We start from the raw sequence: 19,018 nt of genomic DNA on the forward strand, positions 1-19,018 counted from the left end.
CCCGACTCTCCGGGCCGCAGGCCCCGAATCGCTGCGCGAGGTCGAACTCGCCACGGTCTGAGCCCACTTCGGCTCTCCTCACGGCCCCGGCCCGTCAACTCCCCCGGCGGCCACAGCCGTACGAACCACCCCGCACTTCCCTGAACGAGGTCTCCCATGCGTGTTCTCCGCACGTCGGCCCGACTGCGCCCCAGATCGGTCCGCGCGAAGATCGTCGCCCTGTTGATGCTGCCCATCGTGTCCCTGATGGCCCTTTGGGGCTTCGCCGCGGTGACGACCGCGTCGAGCATCGCCGACACCGAGACCGCCAAGGACGTCAACTCCGAACTCCTCACCCCCGTAGCCGAGTTCGTCACCGCGGTGCAGGGCGAGCGGACCGCCGCGCTGCGGTACGCGGACGCTCCGGGCGCCTTCAGGACCGCCACGAAGGCCACCGACAAGGCCGCCGCCGCGCTGCGCGCGGGCGTCGACGACTCCAGCTCGGACGCGGCGCTCATCGACTCCGCGCTGCCGGGCCGTATCGACAAGCTGGAGGCCGACGTCAGCTCTCTGGCGGCGCTGCGCTCGGGCGCCACCGCCAAGGGCGCCAAGTCGACGGACACGTACGGCGGTTACTCGGCGATCGTCGAGCACGGCTTCCTGGTCACCGGCGCGCTCACCGGTGACAAGACCGCCGCCGACGCCTCCGACGCCCGCGTGGTGCTCGAACTGTCCCGGGCCCGCGAGGCCCTCGCCCAGGAGCAGGCGCTGCTCGGTGCCGCCCGCACCGGGGGCGAGTTGACCAAGGAGCAGTACGCGCTGTTCGTCGGCGCCGTCGCCACCCGGCGCGAGCTGCTCGAACCCGCCGTCGCCGACCTCAAGGCCGAGCACCGGCGGGCGTACCGCACGGTCCTCGACGGCAGCGGCTACACCCGGCTCCAGGCGATCGAGAACCGGGTCCGCAGCGCGGGCCCTGGCACCTCGGCCGTCTCCACCGGCTTCCTCGGCGGCTGGGACTCCGCCGCGAGCGCCGTACTCACCGGGCTCGACGCGGCCGAGACCGAGGCCGGTACGGGAGCGACGGCCGCGGCCGACCCGTTCGGCTGGGACACCCTCGGCGCCTCCGGGATCGCCGTCGTGCTCGGCCTGGTCGGCGTGCTGCTGTCGCTGCTCGTCTCCGTGCTCGTCGGCCGCGGCCTCATCGTCGAACTCCTCGACCTGCGCAACTCCGCCCTCGAAGTGGCCGGCCGCCGCCTCCCGCAGGCGATGCGCAGGCTGCACGCGGGCCAGGGCGTCGACATCGACGCCGAGGCCCCGCTGCGCCGCCTCGCCGGTGACGAACTGGCCCAGGTCGGCACCGCGTTGACCGCCGTCCAGCGCGCCGCCCTCAAGGCCGCCTCCGAACGCGCCGAACTCCTCAGCGGGATCTCCGGGGTCTACGTCAGCCTCGCCCGCCGGAGCCAGGTCCTGCTCCACCGCCAACTCGACCTCCTCGACGCGATGGTGCGCAGGCAGCGGGACCCGGCCGAGCTCCAGGAGCTGTACCGCGTCGACTACCTGGCCACCCGGATGCGCCGGCACTCCGAGAGCCTGCTGATCCTGTCCGGGATCGCGCCCGGCCGCGGTTGGCGGGACCCGATCCCGCTGACCGACGTGCTGCGCGCGGCCGTCGCCGAGATCGAGAACTCGGCGCGGGTGCGGCTCTGGGCCGTACCGAAGGTGTCGCTGACCGGCGGTTCGGTCGCCGACGTGATCCATCTGCTCGCCGAACTCGTCGAGAACGCCACGGCGTTCTCACCGCCCAGCACCCAGGTGCAGTTGCGTGCCGCGCGGATGCGCGAGGGCGTTCTCATCGAGGTCGAGGACAGCGGTTTCGGCATGAACGAGGACGCGCTGGCCGACGCCAACCGCAAGATCCAGTCGGAGAAGGTCGACCTCCTGGACGCCAAGCAGATCGGTCTGTTCGTGGTCAACCGGCTGCGCGAACGGCAGGGCCTGCGCGTGGAGATCCGGCACTCGCCGAGCGGCGGGGTCACGGCCGCGGTGCTCATCCCCGAGGGCCTGATGCGCGACGACATGCCGGTGGGCGAACAGCAACAGACCTCGGGCGGGCGGGGGTTGGCGCCGGCGTCCGCCCTGATCCAGCGGCCGGGGCTGGGCGGGGCGGGTGCCTGAGGCACCCTTCGCGCCATCTCCACACAGATGTACCGCAATCGTGGTACGGGTGGGGCGGGTGGGACGGATAGGGTCGTTTGATCTTCAAGCGCGCGCTGGGGCGCGCGCCCCGTCAAACGCACTGCTGGAAGGGTCACTTCCGTGTCCGAATCCCCCACATCGTCCCACCCGTCCCACCGTAGAAAGCGGTCCCTGTCGCGTCGCGGCGCGATAGGCGCCGCCGGAGCCGTAGCCGCCGGGGCCGCGCTGACCCCCGTGGTCTTCGCGGCCACCGACTCCGGCTCCGGTTCCACCACCGATACCGCCGCCCCCTCGGGCACGAAGCCGGAGACCTTCCCGGCCACCCGCACCGCCGCCGCCACCGGCACCGCACCGGCCACCACGGCCTTCGCTGCGTCCTACGTCGGCCTGCGCTGGAGCGGGGACGACACCGGCGCCGGGATCCGTTTCGCGGACGGCGACTGGCAGCAGACCGGCACCGGCTGCGCGACCGTGGACGGTGGCGGTACGGCGTTCGTCGCGGCCGACGAGGCCACCGCCTACGAGGTGAAGGCACCGGCGGGGGCGACGGACGTACGCTCGCTCGCGATCGACTGCACCCGCGGCCCCGACCGCACCTTCCACGTGCCGTCGGAGGCGACCCGGGTGCGCGGCGTCCGCTACCTCTCGCGCCCCGCGTGGGGCGCCGACGAGTCGAAGCGGTACAAGGACGGCAAGGTCAACACGCCTGAGGCGTACTACCCGTTGCAGTCGATCACGGTCCACCACACGGACACCCCGAACGCCGACCCGGACCCGGCCGCGACCGTCCGCGGGATCTACGAGTACCACGCGGTCACCCTCGACTGGGGCGACATCGGCTACCACTTCCTCATCGACGAGGCGGGCGTCATCTACGAGGGCCGCTACTCCGGCGAGGACCCGATCCCGGCCTTCGACCCGGACGGCAACCTCGTCACCGCCTTCCACACCGCCGGCTTCAACTCGGGCAACCTCGGCATCGCCCTGATCGGCAACCTGGTGGCCCAGGCCCCGACCGACGCGGCCAAGTCCTCCCTGATCCGCCTCATCAAGGTCATCGCCCGCTTCAAGGGCCTCGACCCCCAGGCGAAGATCACCTACACCAACCCGGTCAACGGCGTGAAGAAGGACAACGAAACCATCAGCGGCCACCGAGACTGGCTCCAGACGGACTGCCCCGGCCAGACGATGTACGACCTCCTGAGCGAGGTACGGGCAGCGGCGGCGGCTCGCTGACCTGACGAATCGGGGGGCGCGGGGCTGTGTCGGACTTGCGGCTCCGCTGCGGGATGCGACAGGCCCCGGCTCCCGCCGATATGCCGTGGCGGCAGCCCCCCGTCCTGTCGGGTGGCGGAGGCAGCGTCTCAAAGGGTCGCCGGGCTGCATCGGACTCGCGGCTCCGCCGCAGGGCGCGATCCGCCCCGGCGTCGCCGCGGACTCCCGCCGATATATGGCGGCAGCCCCCCGCTGACCTGCGCGGATCGTCACCCTCCCCGCGCCCATTACGCTGGGAGGCTGACCGTCCCCCCTGTCAGGAGAGAAATGGCCGTCAACCTGGTCAATGTCGAGAACGTCAGCAAGGTGTACGGCACCCGTGCCCTGCTCGACGGTGTCTCGCTCGGTGTCTCCGAAGGGGACCGGATCGGGGTCGTGGGCCGTAACGGTGACGGCAAGACCACGCTGATCCGGATGCTCGCCAAGCTGGAGGAGTCCGACACCGGCCGCGTGACCCACTCCGGTGGACTGCGCCTCGGTGTCCTCACCCAGCACGACTCCCTCGACCCGGAGGCGACCGTCCGTCACGAGGTCATCCGGGACATGGCCGACCACGAGTGGGCCGGCAACGCCAAGATCCGGGATGTTCTGACGGGGCTCTTCGGCGGGCTGGACCTGCCGGGCTTTCCGCAGGGGCTCGACACCGTGATCGGTCCGCTCTCCGGTGGCGAGCGGCGCCGTATCGCACTCGCGAAGCTGCTCATCGAGGACCAGGACCTCGTCGTACTCGACGAGCCGACCAACCACCTCGACGTCGAGGGCATCGCCTGGCTCGCCCAGCACCTGCGCGAGCGCCGCTCCGCGCTCGTCTGCGTGACCCACGACCGCTGGTTCCTGGACCAGGTCTGCACCCGCATGTGGGACGTACAGAAGGGCGACGTCTACGAGTACGAGGGCGGCTATTCCGACTACGTCTTCGCCCGCGCCGAGCGCGAGCGCATCGCCGCCACCGAGGAGACCAAGCGGCAGAACCTGGTCCGCAAGGAGCTGGCCTGGCTGCGCCGCGGCGCCCCCGCCCGTACGTCCAAGCCCCGCTTCCGCGTCGAGGCCGCCAACGAACTCATCGCGGACGTGCCGCCCCCGCGCGACACCAGCGAGCTGATGAAGTTCGCCTCCTCCCGCCTCGGCCGGACCGTGTTCGACCTGGAGGACGTGACCGTCCAGGCCGGCCCGAAGGTGCTCCTCAAGCACATCACCTGGCACCTCGGCCCCGGCGACCGCGTCGGCCTGGTCGGCGTCAACGGCGCGGGGAAGACCTCCTTGCTGCGGGCCCTGGCGGACGCCGCCCGCAGCGACGGCGAGACACAGCCCGTGGCCGGCAAGGTCGTCGTGGGAAAGACGGTGAAGCTCGCCTACCTCTCCCAGGAGGTGGCCGAACTCAAGCCCACCCTGCGGGTGTTGGAGGCCGTGCAGCAGGTGCGCGAGCGCGTCGATCTCGGCAAGGGGCGGGAGATGACCGCCGGGCAGCTGTGCGAGACGTTCGGGTTCAACAAGGAGAAGCAGTGGACGCCGGTCGGAGACCTCTCCGGTGGTGAGCGGCGGCGGCTCCAGCTCCTCCGCCTCCTCATGGACGAGCCGAACGTCCTCTTCCTCGACGAACCCACCAACGACCTCGACATCGAGACCCTGACCCAGTTGGAGGACGTCCTCGACGGCTGGCCCGGTTCGATGATCGTGATCTCGCACGACCGGTTCTTCGTCGAGCGCACCACCGACAAGGTGTACGCCCTCCTCGGCGACGCCACGCTGCGGATGCTGCCGCGCGGCATCGACGAGTACCTGGAGCGGCGCCACCGTATGGAGGAGGTGGCCGCCGCCGCGGCCCCCGTCGTGGAGAAGGCCGCGCCCGCCGTGAGCGCCGCCGACCAGCGCGCCGCGAAGAAGGAACTCCAGAAGATCGAGCGGCAGTTGGACAAGGTCTCCGAGAAGGAGGCCAAACTGCACACCCAGATCGCCGACAACGCCACGGACTTCGCGAAGGTGGCCGAACTGGACGCCCAGCTACGCGACTTGGGCGCCGAGCGGGATGAGCTGGAGATGCGGTGGCTGGAACTCGCCGAGGACGCGTGAAGGGTGAGTGCTGTGCTTTTCTGGGGGGGGATACCCCCCCAGACCCCCCACGCATAACGGCGGCATCACGGGCCGGTCCTCCCTTGGGAACAGGGGAGAACCGGCCCGCTGTTCATGGACAGCTCAGTGATAGAAAGAGCCGTCTGAGAACCGTCTGAATACGCCTCCGGGTCCTTCGCGAACCTCGGGGCGTGGCTAAAAATCAGTGAACGAGGGGGAGCCGCTGATGACTCAGCCGCCCGACCAGCCGCCGTCCGGTGGTTACGGAGCGCCGCCGAACCAGCCGCCACAGCCACCATCGGGCGGCTTCGGACCGCCGGTCCCCCCGACGCCGGGTTACGGCTACCCGCAGCAGCAGCCGGGACCGTACGGCCAACAGCCCGGCCCCTACGGCCAGCAGCCGCAGCCTCCCTACGGCGGCTACGGCTACCCGCCGCCCGCGCCCCCGCAGTTCACCCCGGCCCCGCCCTCGGGCAAGGGCCCCTTCAAGGGCAAGCCCTCACTCCTGATCGCGGCCGCGGTCGCGGGTCTGCTGGCCGTGGGCGGCACGGTGTGGGCGGTCACGAGCGGCGGCGACGACAAGAAGCCGGTGGCGGAGCAGAGCGACAGCCCCACCCCCTCCGGCGGCAGCGCCACCGACGACCCCGCCAACCCCGGTGACGGCAGCGGCGACGGCGCCCAGGGCTCCGAGGACCTCAACGAGGGCCGCAAGTCCGGCGAGGCGAAGGTGCTCTGGTACAAGGAGGCGCCGGACGCGCCCGGTTCCGGCGCCGACGCCCCCGGCATGTGGATCACCGACAAGGCGGCGGTGAAGGCCGCGTACAAGGAACTCGTCGCCTACAACGTCGCTGACGGCAAACCGACTTGGGCCACGATCACCTTCCCGCAGAAGATCTGCGCGGTCACCCCGCAGAAGTCGGCCGACGACAGGATCGTCGTGGCGTACGAGAGCGGTGTCAGCGACAACGCCAAGTGCAACCAGCTCCAGCAGATCGACCTGAATACCGGCGCGAAGGGCTGGAGCGGGACCGTCCCGGACGGCGCCCTGTTCGACAGCGTGATCTCCGTGGGGCTGTCCATCACCGGCAAGACGCTGATGGTGGGCCGTTCCGAGTCCGGGATCGCCTACGACCTCGACAGCGGCAAGAAGCTCTACGAGAAGAAGAAGTACGGCTCGGCCTGCTTCCCGTCCGCGTTCGCGGGCGGCACCAAGCTGATCGCGGTCGCCTCCTGCGGGGCGAGCACGTCCAACGAGCACGACGAGGTGCAGGAGTTGGACCCGGCGACCGGCAAGGCCAAGTGGACCAAGTCGATCCCCAAGGGCTGGTCGGTGTCGCACGCGTTCTCCGTCGATCCGGTCGTCCTCTATCTGACCGACGCGGACGACAAGCACTGGAACATCTCCACGCTGAAGGACGACGGCAGCGTGCGCTCGCAGGTCGACAGCAAGGCCGCCTTCGCGCCCGGTTGCGGCCTGAGCATCCTCGACCAGGACCTCCAGGGCTGCGAGAGCGTCGCGGTCGACGCGAGCACCCTGTACCTGCCGACCGAGGCGACGACCGGCGCCAATCAGATCGTCGCGATCGACCTGGCGACCGGCAAGGAGAAGTGGCGCGTCAAGTCCCCCGCGGACGAGTCGATGGTGCCGATCAGGGTCGAGGGCGGCAAGCTCCTCGCCTATGTCGGGGCCGGGTACGACTCGGGCGGCCAGATCGTGACCGTACCGACGGCAGGCTCCTCGCACCCCACGACGAAGCTGCTCCAGATGCCCGCCGGCACCGCGAAGATCGAGTCGAGCTTCTACTCCCGGGACATCGACTACGTCGACGGCCGCTTCTACATCTCGTCGACCCGGCTGAGCGGCAATGACGACACAAAGGAGAAGTTGATGCTCGCCTACGGCAACTGAGACCGACTTCTCCCCGTCCCCACCGCTCCCTTCGAGGTACTCGTCATGAACCAGCCGCCCCCGCCCCCACCGAACCAGCCACCGAACCAACCCCCGCAGCAGCCCGGCTTCGGCCCGCCCCAGGACCAGCCGCCGCAGCAGCCGCCGCCCCCGCCGGGCTACGGCTACCCGCAGGCACCGCCCCCGCCTCCGCCCCAGCAGCCGGGCTACGGCTACCCGGGCCAGCAGCCCAACCCGTACGCCCAACAGCCGCCTGTCTACGGCTATCCGCAGCAGCCCGGCTATGGCTATCCGGGCCAGCCGACCGTGCCCCTGCACCCGCAGCCGGGCCAACCGGGGGGCGGCGGACGCAAGTTCGGGGCGTCCGCGGTGATCATCACCGCCGCAGTGGTGGCGATCGCGCTGATCGTGGGCGGCGGCATCTGGTACTCGACTTCGTCCGGCAAGGACGGCAAGAACGACGACAAGAAGAACACCGCCGACTCCACCCCCACGGACAGCAAGGGCGGGACAGGCGGCACCACCTCCGGCGGCAAGGAGAAGGTGCCCGCCGACACCGCCTCCAAGGTCCTCTTCCAGGTCCCGATGCCCAAGGTCAGCGACACGATGGTGACCTCGGGTTCCTGGCTCACCGACAAGGTGTACGCCAAGAGCGGCAGCGCCGAGATCGACGGCTACGACCGCGACAAGGGCACCAAGCTGTGGACCATCAAGCTCCCCGGCCCGGTGTGCCAGGCCACGAAGAACACCACCACGGACGGCAAGACGGCGATCCTCTACGAGCCCGCCATGCCGACCAAGGAAAAGCCCTCGCACGGTTGCAGCCAGATCGCCGCGATCGACCTGAACGCGGGCACCAAGCTGTGGACGAAGACCGCCAACTCCGGTGACCAGGCGATCAGTTTCGAGAACGTCACGGTCAGCGCGAACACGGTCGCCGTGGGCAGCACCGACGGCGGCGCCGCCTTCGACATCGCCACCGGCAAGGTCCTGTGGAGTCCGAAGACCGGCGACTGCTACGACGCCGGCTACGGCGGCGGCGCCAAGCTGGTCGCGGTGCGCCGCTGCGGGACGTACGACTCGCCCACGCTCCACATCCAGACCATCGACCCGGTCTCCGGGAAGGTGATCTCGGACTACAAGATGGCCCAGGGCATCGAGTACGCGAGCATCGTGTCGACCGACCCGCTGGTCGTCGCGGCGGACGTCGGCGACAGCGCGGGCGACGGCTCCGGCATCTCCGACTTCTTCTCCATCGACAACAAGACGGGCTCGCTGCGCGCCCACATCTCGGCGCCGGGCAAGCAGTACGCGGCCCGCTGCGACGGCATCACCCGCGTCGAGTACTGCACCGAACTCGCCGTAGGGAACGACCGGTTGTACGTCCCGACCGAGGAACACGACGGTTCAGGCGACTCCTACAGCCGGACCAACGAGATCGTCGCCTTCGACCTCGCCACGGGCAAGCAGACCGGCCAGCGGGCCGACGCGGGCGACGGCTACACGATCACTCCCTTGCGCATGGACGGCGACAACCTGATCGCCTACAAGTCCCCGCCCTACGACAAGGGCGGCCAGATCGTCAGCATCGACGGCAACTCCTTCAAGGCGACCACCCTGTTGGAGAACCCGAGCACGGAGACGGTACGGGACGTGGAGACCAGCTTCCTGCCGGACTACGCGGAGATCCTCTACGCGCAGGGCCACCTGTACATGTCGGCGGTCTACGCGGACAAGCCCTCGTCGTCCTCCACCGACGACAAGGACCTGGCGATCGCGTTCGGCACCTCCGGCTGAACCACTCCCAACACCCTCGAAAGCGAGGAATGCGAAAAAGTCCGTCGATCCGGGGCACTTCTCACCGGTAGGGGCAGCGCAACGTCGAACAAGCGTGTAGCTTCCGGGGGCATGAAGGACGGGGGTGCTGGGGGCCCTCTGTTCTCGGGGACCGGTGGGCACCCATAGTGGGCATCCATTGGGGGGACTGGGGGGTTGCTCGATGGGAGTGCGGCTGATGGTGGTCGACGACCACCGCCTGCTGGCCGAGGCCTTGGCCTCGGCGCTGAAGTTGCGGGGACACCGGGTGCTCGCGGCGGCGGCGCCGGCCGCGGGCGCGGCGGAGCTGGTGATCACCCGCGCACCGGAGGTGTGCCTGCTCGGCACGGCGACACCGGCCGAACCGGGCATTTTCGACCCGGTGGTGAAGATCAAGCGCGAGCGCCCGCAGGTGGCGGTCCTGGTCCTGGGCCCGGTCCCCAGCCCCCGAGGCATCGCGGCCGCCTTCGCCGCGGGCGCCTCGGGCTACGTCCGCCACGACGAGCGCATCGAGGGTGTGGAACGAGCGATCATGAAGGCGAGGGCGGGCGAGGCGGCGGTAGCGCCACAGTTGCTCCAAGGAGCCTTCAGCGAGCTCCTGAACCCGGCCGCCCAGCCCGACGACGAGGGCCAACGCCTCTTGCAGATGCTCACCCCGCGCGAGGTCGAGGTCCTGGTCCGGGTGGCCGACGGCGAGGACACCCGGCTGATCGCGGCGGGCATGGGCATAGCCCCGTCCACGGCACGCACCCATGTCCAGCGGGTGCTGATGAAGCTGGGGGTGGGATCGAGGCTGGAGGCGGCGGCGCTGGCGGCGCGGACGGGGCTGCTGGATCGGGCGGGGCCGGTGAACAATTCAGCGGGGTTGGACGCGTAGAAGCGCGGGGCGCTACGGGGCTACGGCGCGCACGATCAGGGTTCCGATGTGACCGGGCTCGGGAGCTTCATGCACGCGGGATACGGCTTCCTGGAAGCCCGCTGAGAGGAGATGCTCGCTCCACATCTCCGGTGTGTAGCTGTAGCGGTAGGTGTACGTCGCCGGTCCGGCGAAGCCGCCCTTGTACATGCCCTGCGGACCGTACGCCCCGGGGATGGCCGGCGGCTGCGAGAAGACGAACACGCCGCCGGGGTTCAGCCGTTGGCGGACCAGGGGGAAGAGCTTCGTGGGGTCACTGAACCAGGCGGCACCGAAGATCGAGTACACGGCGTCGTAACTGTGGGCATCCCGCGCCAGGAAGTCGAGCACTTCCCCGCAGACGAACTCGACCCCGAGCGGCTCCCATCGCGCGGACGCCTTCTCCACCATCACCTGGGACATGTCGAGCCCACGGACCTTGACGCCTGCCTGAGCGAGGGAAGCGAGTGCGCGGCCGGTCCCGCATCCGATCTCCAGAGCGGACTCTGGTTCGCCGAGGAGTTCGGGGCCTGGGCCGTGGTCCTTGTATTGGGTCCAGCGGAGCACGGGCTCTTCGTCGCCGAGGTTTTTCCATGCTGACTCCGCGTAGGTGTCCCATACGGCGCGCTCGATTTCGAAGTTGTGCTCGGCGGTCAACTGGATGTCCCTCAAGGTCAGTTGGGCGAGTGGGCGGCCAGCTTTCCGGAGCGTATGCCTTGGAGGAGGGCGGCGAGGGCTGCGGGGGTGGTGGTGAGGGTGGTGGTGGGGGTTTCGCTTTCGCGGAGGTGGAGGGTGGTGGGGGGAGTTGTGGCTAGTTCGAGGCAGGCGTTGCCGTCGCCGCTGCCGGAGAAGGACGACTTCTGCCAGGTGGAGGCGAGTTCGATGCAGTTGTTCCCGTCGCCGCTGCCGGAGAAGGACGACTTCTGCCAGTTGTCGGGGATGGTCACGGTGCGCCTCACAGTTCCTTCGCCAGCCTCTGGATGACGTCACGCGACTGCTCGGGGTCGAGTGACACAGCCTCCACTTTACGGAAGAGCGTTCGAAACGCGCCGAGTTGGGCGTCGGAGTCGATGAAGGCGGCGCCGTGGGGTGCGTCGCGTACTGCGGTGTCCAGCTTCGGCACTGTGCCGCCCGCGTACATCATGGCGTTGGTGGCGCCGGCGAAGTCGTCCAGGTCGAAGGGGATGACGCGCACGGTGATGTGTTCCGCTTCGGACAGTTCGAGGATGCGGGTGAGCTGGGCTCGCGAGCAGGCGCGGCCCCCGACCTTGATGCGGAGCGCCGCCTCGTGGATCACCGCTTCGTACGGGACGGGAGCGGTGCCTTCGATGATCACTTTGCGATCCATGCGGTGGCGTACGCGCAGTTCGAGGTCGTCGTCGGGGAGTTCGGGGACTCGGTAGGAGAAGACAGCGCGGGCGTAGTCCTCCGTCTGGAACAGCCCGGGAACGTGCAGGAACTCCACGTCGAGCCGGTAGGTGGAGTGGTACTCCAATTCGGCTAGATCCAGGAACGACGTCGGCAGCAAGCCCCGGTACTCCTCCCACCAGCCACGGGTCCGATCGGTCGCCATTGCGACCAGCGCTGTGATCAACTCGTCGTCCGTGCAGTCGTAGTGCGCGGCTAGCCGCCGTACGCGTGCCTCGCTCACGCCGGCGATCCCGAACTCGATCTGGCTCATCTGCACGGAATCCGCCCCGAGCAGGATGGCAGCCTCGCGCCCTTTCAGCCCTGCGGCTTCACGCAGTTTCCGCAGTTCCACGCCTAGACGTATCTGCCGTGCGGTGGGCTGCTTGCGGCGCGGCATGGCTTCCTCCTCGCTCCCCAACTGCTGGGAGACGGCGACACGTTCGGGGGTCAGATTACGGCAACGACTTGCGAAGTCCTAAATTAAGGTCCTACCGTCAGTGATGCGACGCACACCCTGCGGAACACCGGGCCCCCGGAAGCGCACCGCCCCGTCCTGCCATGACGGCCGCGGCACTGCCACCGCGGAAGCCCAACTCCCCACGCTCCCTTGAACGGAGTTCACGCATGCCCGAATCCGAAACCACCCCCTGGGAATACATGCTCTACGTCCCCCAGGACCTCCGCGCCGTCACGGTCTGTCGCCGAACCCTCCGCCTCATCCTGACGATGCACGGCCTCATCGGTGTGGTCGACACCGCTGAACTCCTGGCCACCGAGCTGATCTCCAACGCGTTGCGCCACACCAAGGGACCCACGGCCCTCCGCGTCCACTGGACCGACGGAGTCCTCCGGCTCGGTGCGTGGGACGCGAACCCCGAACCCCCGGACCCGCCACGGCGGTTGGAGCACATCGCCGAAGACCTGGAGGAGGGCCGGGGCCTTGCGCTCGTCAAGGCCTGCGCCGACCTCTGGGGTTGGCAGCCGCTGGCCAGGAATGGCCATCGGGGCAAGTACGTGTGGTGTGACCTGGACGCCGCCTAGCTCGTTGATCATGTCGTACTGGAAGGAGAGCTGATGGTCGGCTCAACGCATGAGGCGCTGCACCGGGTCTTTCAGAAGGATCCGGCGTTGCTGACTCGTGCTCTGCAGGACGTGTTACGCATCCCGTTTCCGGAGCCGCGTGAGTTCGCGGCGATGAATGTGGATCTCACGGAGATCGAGCCGGTCGAGCGGCGGGTGGACACGTTGCTGCGGGCGGAGACGGACGAGGGGGTGTATCTCCTGGTCGTGGAGTCGCAGGGCAAGCCCGACGAGAGGAAGCAGGGCAGTTGGCCGTACTACCTCAGTTATCTGCATGAGAAGTACCGCTGTGAGCCGGTGCTGATCGTCATCACGCAGAGTCAGGCGACGGCTCGTTGGGCGGCGGAGCCCATTCATCTGGGGGTGCGTGGGTGTCCTTCGTTGACGGTGCGGCCGTTTGTGCTGGGGCCGGAGAATGTGCCGGTGATCGCGGATGAGCGGGAGGCTGAGCGGGACGTGCCGCTTGCGGTGCTTTCGGCGATGACGCATGGGCGGGGGCCGCGGGCCGCCGTCATACTGGAATCGCTGGCGGCCGCTCTGCGGACGATCGACCCGGACAGTGCCGCGGTCTTCGTGCAGTTCGTCGATTCATGCCTGGCTGACCCTCAGGCGCAGCAGATGTGGAGGGACCTGATGACGCAGATGCAGTACTTCTGGCGGCACCCGTTGGCGGAGCAGGTGCGGGAGGAGGGCCGGGAGGAAGGCCGGGAGGAGGGGCGTGCCCAGGATCGGGCCGAGATGACCCTCCGCATTCTCGAATGGCGCGGCATCCCGGTCTCTGACGCCGTGCGCGAGCGAGTGCGTGCCTGCACCGACCTGGAGCAGCTCGAAACGTGGGCGAAGCGGGCCGTCCATGCCGGCGATGCCGATGAACTGTTTTCGGGCCCGGAGTCCGAATAGCCGTACGGGGCCGAAGCGAACTCCGGCCCCACACAAGGAAGTTGAGCAAGCGAGTTACTCAGCCGTCGGCTCATCCTCCGGCTCGGCGACCGGCAGCGGCGGTGTCGGCCGCAGCTTCACCCACCCCAGGAAGAAGACCCCCAGGATCAGCATCGCGATCCCGGTCCACAGGTTGATGTTCACGCCCTCGGACTTGTCGAGCGAGGAGTCCGACGGGCTGATGCCGGCGATCGTGACGATGATGCCGTAGACGACGAACAGGCCGCCGATGATCAGGCGGAGGTCGAACAGGCGGGACGCGGTCGTGGACTTTCCCTCCAGTTCGCTGACTTCGCGCTGGACGTCGCGCCCTGAGTGTTCGGGGCGTCCGGGGTGTTCGGGGTGTCCGGGGTTTTCAGACATGGTCTCTCAATCCTCCCGCGATCAGAACGAGAACGGGATGTAGCAGGCGGCCGCCAGGATCACCGCGCCCCAGCCGAGGAGGGCCGGGCGGCGGTACCACGCGTCGTCGCCCTCGGCGGGGGCCTCGGTCATGCCGGGGGAGGTGGTGCCGTAGACCAGGCCCTCGAGTTCCTCGGTCGGCTTGGGCCGGGTGAACAGGGAGACGGCGAACATGACGACCGCTCCGGCGACGAAGCCGGCGATCGCGGAGACGAAGTTGGCGCCCTGGTCGGAGGGGATGTCGATGATGCCCTGCTTGTAGATCCAGAAGTAGTTCACCATCGCGGTGACCGTGCCCGCGAGCAGGCCCCAGAAGCCGGACTTCGGGGTGGCCCTCTTCCAGAACATGCCGACGATGAAGACGACGAACATCGGGACGTTGAAGAAGGAGAACAGCGTCTGGAGGTAGCTCATGATGTTCGAGAAGGAGGAAGCCAGGAAGGCCGTGCCTACCGACGCCGCCACGCCGATGACCGTGATCAGGCGGCCGAAGCGGACGTAGTACTCGTCCTCGCGGCCCCTGACGACGTACGTCCCCCAGATGTCGTTGGTGAACACCGTGTTGAAGGACGAGACGTTGGCCGCCATGCCCGCCATGAAGGCGGCGAGCAGGCCCGTCACCGCGATGCCCAGGACGCCGTTGGGCAGCAGCTCCTGCATCAGGTACGGGATCGCGTCGTTGTACTGCAGGTCCGAGCCGCTGGTGCCGATCTTCGGGACCAGGGCGGCGGCCACCAGGCCCGGGATCATCACCAGGAAGACGATGAAGACCTTCGGGTACGCGGCGATCAGCGGGGTGCGCTGGGCGGCCGAGAGGTTCTTCGCGGAGAGGGCGCGCTGCACCTCGGCGAAGTTCGTCGTCCAGTAGCCGAAGGAGAGGACGAAGCCGAGGCCCAGCACGATGGTCAGCCAGTTCGCGCCGAGCGGGTTGACGCTGCCGATGCCGGTGCCGCCCCACGCGGTGGTGAAGTTGTGGCCGTGGGCCGCGTCCAGCTTGTGGGTCAGGCCGTCCCAGCCGCCGACCTTCTTCAGGCCGAGGTAGGAGATCGGGATGAGGGCCGCCAGGATCACGAAGAACTGGAGCACTTCGTTGTAGATGGCGGAGGAGAGGCCGCCGAGCGTGATGTAGGCGAGCACGAAGGCGCCGGCGACCACGATCGCCACCCACTGCGGCCAGCCCAGCAGCGCCTCGACCACGATCGCGAGGGCGTACAGGTTGACACCGGCGATCAGGATCGCGGCGAAGGCGAACAGGATCGAACTCAGCAGATGTGCCCACTTGTCGAAGCGCAGCAGCAGGAACTCGGGGACCGAGCGCACCTTCGAGCCGTAGTAGAACGGCATCATCACCAGGCCGAGGAAGACCATGGCCGGGATGGCGCCGATCCAGTACCAGTGCACGGTGTAGGCGCCGTACTGCGCGCTGTTGGCGGCCATGCCCAGGATCTCGGTGGCGGCCAGGTTGGCGGAGATGAAGGCGAGGCCGGTGATCCAGGCGGGCAGTGAGCGCCCGGAGAGGAAGAAGTCGAGGCTGGTCTTCACCGATCTGCGGGCGGCGAAGCCGATGCCCAGGACGACGGCGAAGTAGATCGCCAGGATCGTGTAGTCGAGCCCGTTGGTGGGGAGCCGGAGCTCGGCGGCGAGGTAGGTGGGGGTCTGCAGGGTCTGCATCAAGCGCTCACCTTGTTCGGATGTTCTCTGTTTGATGTTGTTTTTTGTTCGTTCTTGATGGTGACGACTGGGGGGAATTGTGGTTTGATGTGTTTGGTTCTGTGTGAAGCGAGGATGTACGTACGGATGGAGAGCCCGGCGTGAAGAAGACCTCGACCCGGTTGGCCGACGGTCGTGAGCTCATCTACTACGACCTGCGGGACGACGCCGTGCGCGACGCGGTGGACCGTCGCCCGCTGGAGCGCACGGTCACCACTTCGGAGGTACGGCGGGACGTGCTGCTCGGCGACTCGGTGGCGATCGCCTCGCACCGCCAGGGCCGCACCTACCACCCGCCGGCCGACCAGTGCCCCCTGTGCCCGACGCAGGGCGACCGGCTGAGCGAGATCCCGGACTCGTCGTACGACGTCGCCGTGTTCGAGAACCGTTTCCCCTCGCTGGCCGGCGACTCCGGACGCTGTGAGGTGGTCTGCTTCACCTCCGACCACGACGCGTCCTTCGCCGCGCTGACCGAGGAGCAGGCGGCCCTCGTCCTCGAAGCGTGGACCGACCGGACGTCGGAACTGTCGCATCTACCCTCCGTCGAGCAGGTCTTCTGTTTCGAGAACCGCGGCGAAGAGATCGGTGTGACCCTCGGTCATCCCCACGGCCAGATCTACGCCTACCCCTTCACCACCCCGCGCACCGCCCTGATGTTGCGTTCTCTCGCAACTCACAAGGAGGCGACCGGTGGTGAGAACCTCTTCGACTCCGTCCTGGAGCGTGAACTCGCCTGCGAGCGGGTCGTCCTTGAGGGTGAACACTGGGTCGCCTTCGTGCCGTACTCCGCGCACTGGCCCTACGAGGTCCACCTGTACCCGAAGCGCCGGGTGCCCGATCTGCTCGGTCTGGACGAAGCCGCCCGCACAGAGTTCCCCAAGGTCTATCTGGAACTCTTGAGGCGCTTCGACCGGATCTTCGGTGAGGGTGAGCCTCCGACGCCGTACATCTCCGCCTGGCACCAGGCGCCGTTCGGCACGCTGGAGGAGTTCGAGGGCGTGAGCCGCGACGACTTCGCGCTCCACCTTGAGCTTTTCACCATCCGCCGCACTTCCGGCAAGCTGAAGTTCCTCGCGGGTTCCGAGTCCGGCATGAGTGTGTTCATCAACGACGTGCCGCCGGAGCGCGCGGCCGAGCGACTGCGAGAGGTAGCGAGTTGATGAGCGGTAAGTACCTGGTGACGGGCGGGGCGGGTTACGTCGGCAGCGTGGTCGCCCAGCATCTGCTGGAGGCGGGCCACGAGGTCGTCGTACTCGACAACCTCTCCACCGGCTTCCGGGAGGGCGTCCCGGCCGGTGCCACCTTCATCGAGGGCGACATCCGCGACGCCGCCAAGTGGCTCGACTCCTCGTACGACGCCGTGCTCCACTTCGCCGCGTTCTCGCAGGTCGGCGAGTCGGTCGTGAAGCCCGAGAAGTACTGGGAGAACAACGTCGGCGGCTCGATGGCCCTGCTTGCCGCGATGCGCGAGGCCGGCGTCCGCAAGCTCGTCTTCTCCTCCACGGCCGCCACGTACGGCGAGCCGGAGGAGGTCCCGATCGTCGAGACCGCGCGCACCTCCCCGACCAACCCCTACGGCGCCTCGAAGCTGTCCGTCGACTTCATGATCACGAGCGAGGCGCAGGCCCACGGACTGGGAGCGGTCTCGCTCCGCTACTTCAACGTCGCGGGCGCGTACGGCAGTTGCGGCGAGCGGCACGACCCCGAGTCGCACCTCATCCCGCTCGTCCTCCAGGTCGCGCAGGGCAGGCGGGACGCGATCTCCGTCTACGGCGACGACTACCCGACGCCGGACGGCACCTGCGTCCGTGACTACATCCACGTCGCGGACCTGGCCGACGCGCACCTGCTGGCGCTGAAGGCGGCCACCCCGGGTGAGCACCTGATCTGCAACCTCGGCAACGGAGAGGGCTTCTCCGTCCGCCAGGTCATCGAGACGGTCCGCCAGGTCACCGGGCACCCGATCCCCGAGGTCGTCGCCCCGCGCCGCGGCGGCGACCCGGCGAGCCTGGTCGCCTCGGCGGACCTGGCCAAGGAGCGCCTCGGCTGGAACCCGTCCCGCGCGGATCTCGCGGGCATCGTCGCGGACGCGTGGGCGTTCGCGCAGAACGTATCGAAGGGCTAGGGATCGCACGTGGGTGTACGTGAGGGCTTCGAGGAGCTGTACGGGACGGCTCCCGAGGGCGTCTGGGCCGCGCCGGGCCGGGTCAACCTGATCGGCGAGTACACCGACTTCAACGAGGGCTTCGTGATGCCGCTCGCCCTGCCGCACACTGCGGTGGCGGCGGTGTCCCGCCGGGACGACGGAATCCTCCGGCTCCACTCGGCGGACATCGAGGGTCCGGTCGTGGAACTGCGGGTGGCTGACCTGGCCCCGCGCACGAACACGAGCTGGGCCGCTTACCCGGCGGGCGTGGTGTGGGTACTGCGCGAGGCGGGCCACGAGGTGACAGGCGCGGACATCCACCTCTCCTCCACGGTCCCGACGGGCGCGGGTCTGTCGTCCTCGGCGGCCCTTGAGGTGGTCACCGCCTTCGCCCTGAACGACCTCTTCCAACTGGGCCTCGCAGCACCGGAGTTGGCGAGGTTCTCGCAGCGCGCGGAGAACGACTTCGTCGGCGTCCCCTGCGGCATCATGGACCAGACGGCCTCGGCCTGCGCCGAGGAGGGCCACGCCCTGCACCTGGACTGCCGCGACCTGTCGATCCGTCAGATCCCGTTCGACCTGGAGTCGGAGGGCCTCTCCCTCCTGGTGGTCGACTCCCGCGTCAAGCACGCGCTGGGCGACGGCGAGTACGCGGAACGCCGAGAGGGCTGCGAGGAGGGCGCGCGCCAACTGGGCGTCCCCTTCCTGCGGGACGTGGCCTACGAGGACCTTGCCGCCTCCCTGTCCCGCCTGTCGGACGAACGCATCCAGCGCTACGTCCGCCACGTCGTCTCCGACGACCACCGCGTCGACCAGGTCATCGCCCTGCTGGACGCGGGCGAGGTCCGCGCGATCGGCCCGATCCTGACCGAGGGCCACACCTCCCTCCGCGACGATCTGCGCATCTCCTGCCCGGAGTTGGACCTCGTGGTCGACACAGCGGTAGCCGCGGGCGCGCTCGGCGCCCGTATGACGGGCGGAGGCTTCGGCGGCTCGGCGATCGTCCTGGTCGAGGCCACGGACACGGACACGGTCACGAAGGCGATCGAGGAGGCCTTCGCGGCGGCTGGCTACACCGCGCCACGGGTGTTTTTGGGGGTGCCTTCGGCGGGGGCGCGGCGGGTGGTCTGAGGGGCTCGGTGGTACGACATCCCGGGTGACCGGGGTGTCGTGGTACCGCTCAAAAAGATTT

The 19,018-nt window shown here is 68.9% G+C and carries 16 protein-coding genes; 11 read left to right on the forward strand and 5 right to left on the reverse strand.

What is annotated here, in order from left to right:
- Window positions 1-156 precede the first annotated feature (156 nt).
- The 6 genes from ABZT04_RS01865 to ABZT04_RS01890 all read left to right on the forward strand — a co-directional run bounded on the left by ABZT04_RS01865 (window position 157) and on the right by ABZT04_RS01890 (window position 10,121).
- Window positions 157-2,154 carry a nitrate- and nitrite sensing domain-containing protein gene (locus ABZT04_RS01865; RefSeq protein ID WP_356051711.1) on the forward strand — a complete coding sequence of 666 codons (1,998 nt, stop codon included), beginning with the start codon at window positions 157-159 and terminating at the stop codon, window positions 2,152-2,154.
- A gap of 210 nt (window positions 2,155-2,364) precedes the next feature.
- A complete protein-coding gene (locus ABZT04_RS01870) occupies window positions 2,365-3,411 on the forward strand; it encodes a peptidoglycan recognition family protein (RefSeq protein WP_356052122.1) in 1,047 nt (348 codons plus the stop codon).
- A gap of 306 nt (window positions 3,412-3,717) precedes the next feature.
- The gene (locus ABZT04_RS01875) at window positions 3,718-5,520 is read left to right on the forward strand and encodes an ABC-F family ATP-binding cassette domain-containing protein (protein WP_356051714.1); all 1,803 of its coding nucleotides are present in this window, start codon (window positions 3,718-3,720) and stop codon (window positions 5,518-5,520) included.
- A gap of 226 nt (window positions 5,521-5,746) precedes the next feature.
- A complete protein-coding gene (locus ABZT04_RS01880; protein WP_356051716.1) occupies window positions 5,747-7,429 on the forward strand; it encodes a PQQ-binding-like beta-propeller repeat protein in 1,683 nt (560 codons plus the stop codon).
- A 45-nt stretch (window positions 7,430-7,474) separates the two neighbouring features.
- Window positions 7,475-9,226 carry a PQQ-binding-like beta-propeller repeat protein gene (locus ABZT04_RS01885; RefSeq protein WP_356051718.1) on the forward strand — a complete coding sequence of 584 codons (1,752 nt, stop codon included), beginning with the start codon at window positions 7,475-7,477 and terminating at the stop codon, window positions 9,224-9,226.
- A gap of 202 nt (window positions 9,227-9,428) precedes the next feature.
- Window positions 9,429-10,121 carry a response regulator transcription factor gene (locus ABZT04_RS01890; protein ID WP_356051720.1) on the forward strand — a complete coding sequence of 231 codons (693 nt, stop codon included), beginning with the start codon at window positions 9,429-9,431 and terminating at the stop codon, window positions 10,119-10,121.
- 12 nt (window positions 10,122-10,133) lie between these two features.
- On the opposite strand, the gene ABZT04_RS01895 is transcribed toward ABZT04_RS01890, so the two are convergent.
- The 3 genes from ABZT04_RS01895 to ABZT04_RS01905 are packed head-to-tail and all read right to left on the reverse strand — an operon-like array spanning window position 10,134 to window position 11,946.
- Window positions 10,134-10,796, reverse strand: coding sequence for a class I SAM-dependent methyltransferase (locus ABZT04_RS01895; RefSeq protein WP_356051722.1), 663 nt, complete (start codon window positions 10,794-10,796; stop codon window positions 10,134-10,136).
- Between the two features lie 17 nt (window positions 10,797-10,813).
- A complete protein-coding gene (locus ABZT04_RS01900) occupies window positions 10,814-11,086 on the reverse strand; it encodes a DUF397 domain-containing protein (RefSeq protein ID WP_356051724.1) in 273 nt (90 codons plus the stop codon).
- A gap of 8 nt (window positions 11,087-11,094) precedes the next feature.
- Window positions 11,095-11,946, reverse strand: coding sequence for a helix-turn-helix transcriptional regulator (locus tag ABZT04_RS01905; RefSeq protein WP_356051727.1), 852 nt, complete (start codon window positions 11,944-11,946; stop codon window positions 11,095-11,097).
- Window positions 11,947-12,173: 227 nt separating this feature from the next.
- On the opposite strand from ABZT04_RS01905, the gene ABZT04_RS01910 reads away from it, so the two are divergent.
- On the forward strand, window positions 12,174-12,590 hold the full coding sequence (locus ABZT04_RS01910) for an ATP-binding protein (RefSeq protein WP_356051729.1): 417 nt from the start codon (window positions 12,174-12,176) through the stop codon (window positions 12,588-12,590).
- 33 nt (window positions 12,591-12,623) lie between these two features.
- Window positions 12,624-13,529 carry a hypothetical protein gene (locus tag ABZT04_RS01915; RefSeq protein WP_356051731.1) on the forward strand — a complete coding sequence of 302 codons (906 nt, stop codon included), beginning with the start codon at window positions 12,624-12,626 and terminating at the stop codon, window positions 13,527-13,529.
- Between the two features lie 54 nt (window positions 13,530-13,583).
- On the opposite strand, the gene ABZT04_RS01920 is transcribed toward ABZT04_RS01915, so the two are convergent.
- On the reverse strand, window positions 13,584-13,931 hold the full coding sequence (locus ABZT04_RS01920; RefSeq protein ID WP_356051733.1) for a hypothetical protein: 348 nt from the start codon (window positions 13,929-13,931) through the stop codon (window positions 13,584-13,586).
- Between the two features lie 21 nt (window positions 13,932-13,952).
- Window positions 13,953-15,641 (reverse strand): sodium:solute symporter family protein, encoded by a 1,689-nt coding sequence (locus ABZT04_RS01925; RefSeq protein WP_356051736.1) that lies wholly within the window; start codon window positions 15,639-15,641, stop codon window positions 13,953-13,955.
- A gap of 140 nt (window positions 15,642-15,781) precedes the next feature.
- Between ABZT04_RS01925 and galT the strand changes: the two genes are divergently transcribed.
- From galT to galK, 3 genes are read left to right on the forward strand one after another with little or no spacing between them, the layout of a single operon-like run.
- On the forward strand, window positions 15,782-16,840 hold the full coding sequence (gene galT / locus ABZT04_RS01930) for a galactose-1-phosphate uridylyltransferase (RefSeq protein WP_356051738.1): 1,059 nt from the start codon (window positions 15,782-15,784) through the stop codon (window positions 16,838-16,840).
- Window positions 16,840-17,805 carry a UDP-glucose 4-epimerase GalE gene (gene galE, locus ABZT04_RS01935; RefSeq protein WP_355908257.1) on the forward strand — a complete coding sequence of 322 codons (966 nt, stop codon included), beginning with the start codon at window positions 16,840-16,842 and terminating at the stop codon, window positions 17,803-17,805. Before galT ends, galE begins: the two co-directional genes overlap by 1 nt.
- A 9-nt stretch (window positions 17,806-17,814) precedes the next feature.
- Window positions 17,815-18,957: a galactokinase gene (gene galK, locus ABZT04_RS01940; protein WP_356051741.1), complete on the forward strand. Its 1,143-nt coding sequence runs from the start codon at window positions 17,815-17,817 to the stop codon at window positions 18,955-18,957.
- The last annotated feature ends 61 nt before the right edge of the window (window positions 18,958-19,018 follow it).

It is taken from the genome of Streptomyces sp. NPDC005492 (assembly GCF_040605995.1).
GTDB lineage: Bacteria > Actinomycetota > Actinomycetes > Streptomycetales > Streptomycetaceae > Streptomyces.

Bases quoted from the DNA above. Each gene is read 5' to 3' on its own strand.
- ABZT04_RS01865 (WP_356051711.1), top strand. From the start codon at position 157: ATGCGTGTTCTCCGCACGTCGGCCCGACTGCGCCCCAGATCGGTCCGC.
- ABZT04_RS01875 (WP_356051714.1), top strand. From the start codon at position 3,718: ATGGCCGTCAACCTGGTCAATGTCGAGAACGTCAGCAAGGTGTACGGC.
- ABZT04_RS01880 (WP_356051716.1), top strand. From the start codon at position 5,747: ATGACTCAGCCGCCCGACCAGCCGCCGTCCGGTGGTTACGGAGCGCCG.
- ABZT04_RS01885 (WP_356051718.1), top strand. From the start codon at position 7,475: ATGAACCAGCCGCCCCCGCCCCCACCGAACCAGCCACCGAACCAACCC.
- ABZT04_RS01890 (WP_356051720.1), top strand. From the start codon at position 9,429: ATGGGAGTGCGGCTGATGGTGGTCGACGACCACCGCCTGCTGGCCGAG.
- ABZT04_RS01905 (WP_356051727.1), bottom strand. From the start codon at position 11,946: ATGCCGCGCCGCAAGCAGCCCACCGCACGGCAGATACGTCTAGGCGTG.
- ABZT04_RS01910 (WP_356051729.1), top strand. From the start codon at position 12,174: ATGCCCGAATCCGAAACCACCCCCTGGGAATACATGCTCTACGTCCCC.
- ABZT04_RS01915 (WP_356051731.1), top strand. From the start codon at position 12,624: ATGGTCGGCTCAACGCATGAGGCGCTGCACCGGGTCTTTCAGAAGGAT.
- ABZT04_RS01920 (WP_356051733.1), bottom strand. From the start codon at position 13,931: ATGTCTGAAAACCCCGGACACCCCGAACACCCCGGACGCCCCGAACAC.
- ABZT04_RS01925 (WP_356051736.1), bottom strand. From the start codon at position 15,641: ATGCAGACCCTGCAGACCCCCACCTACCTCGCCGCCGAGCTCCGGCTC.
- galE (WP_355908257.1), top strand. From the start codon at position 16,840: ATGAGCGGTAAGTACCTGGTGACGGGCGGGGCGGGTTACGTCGGCAGC.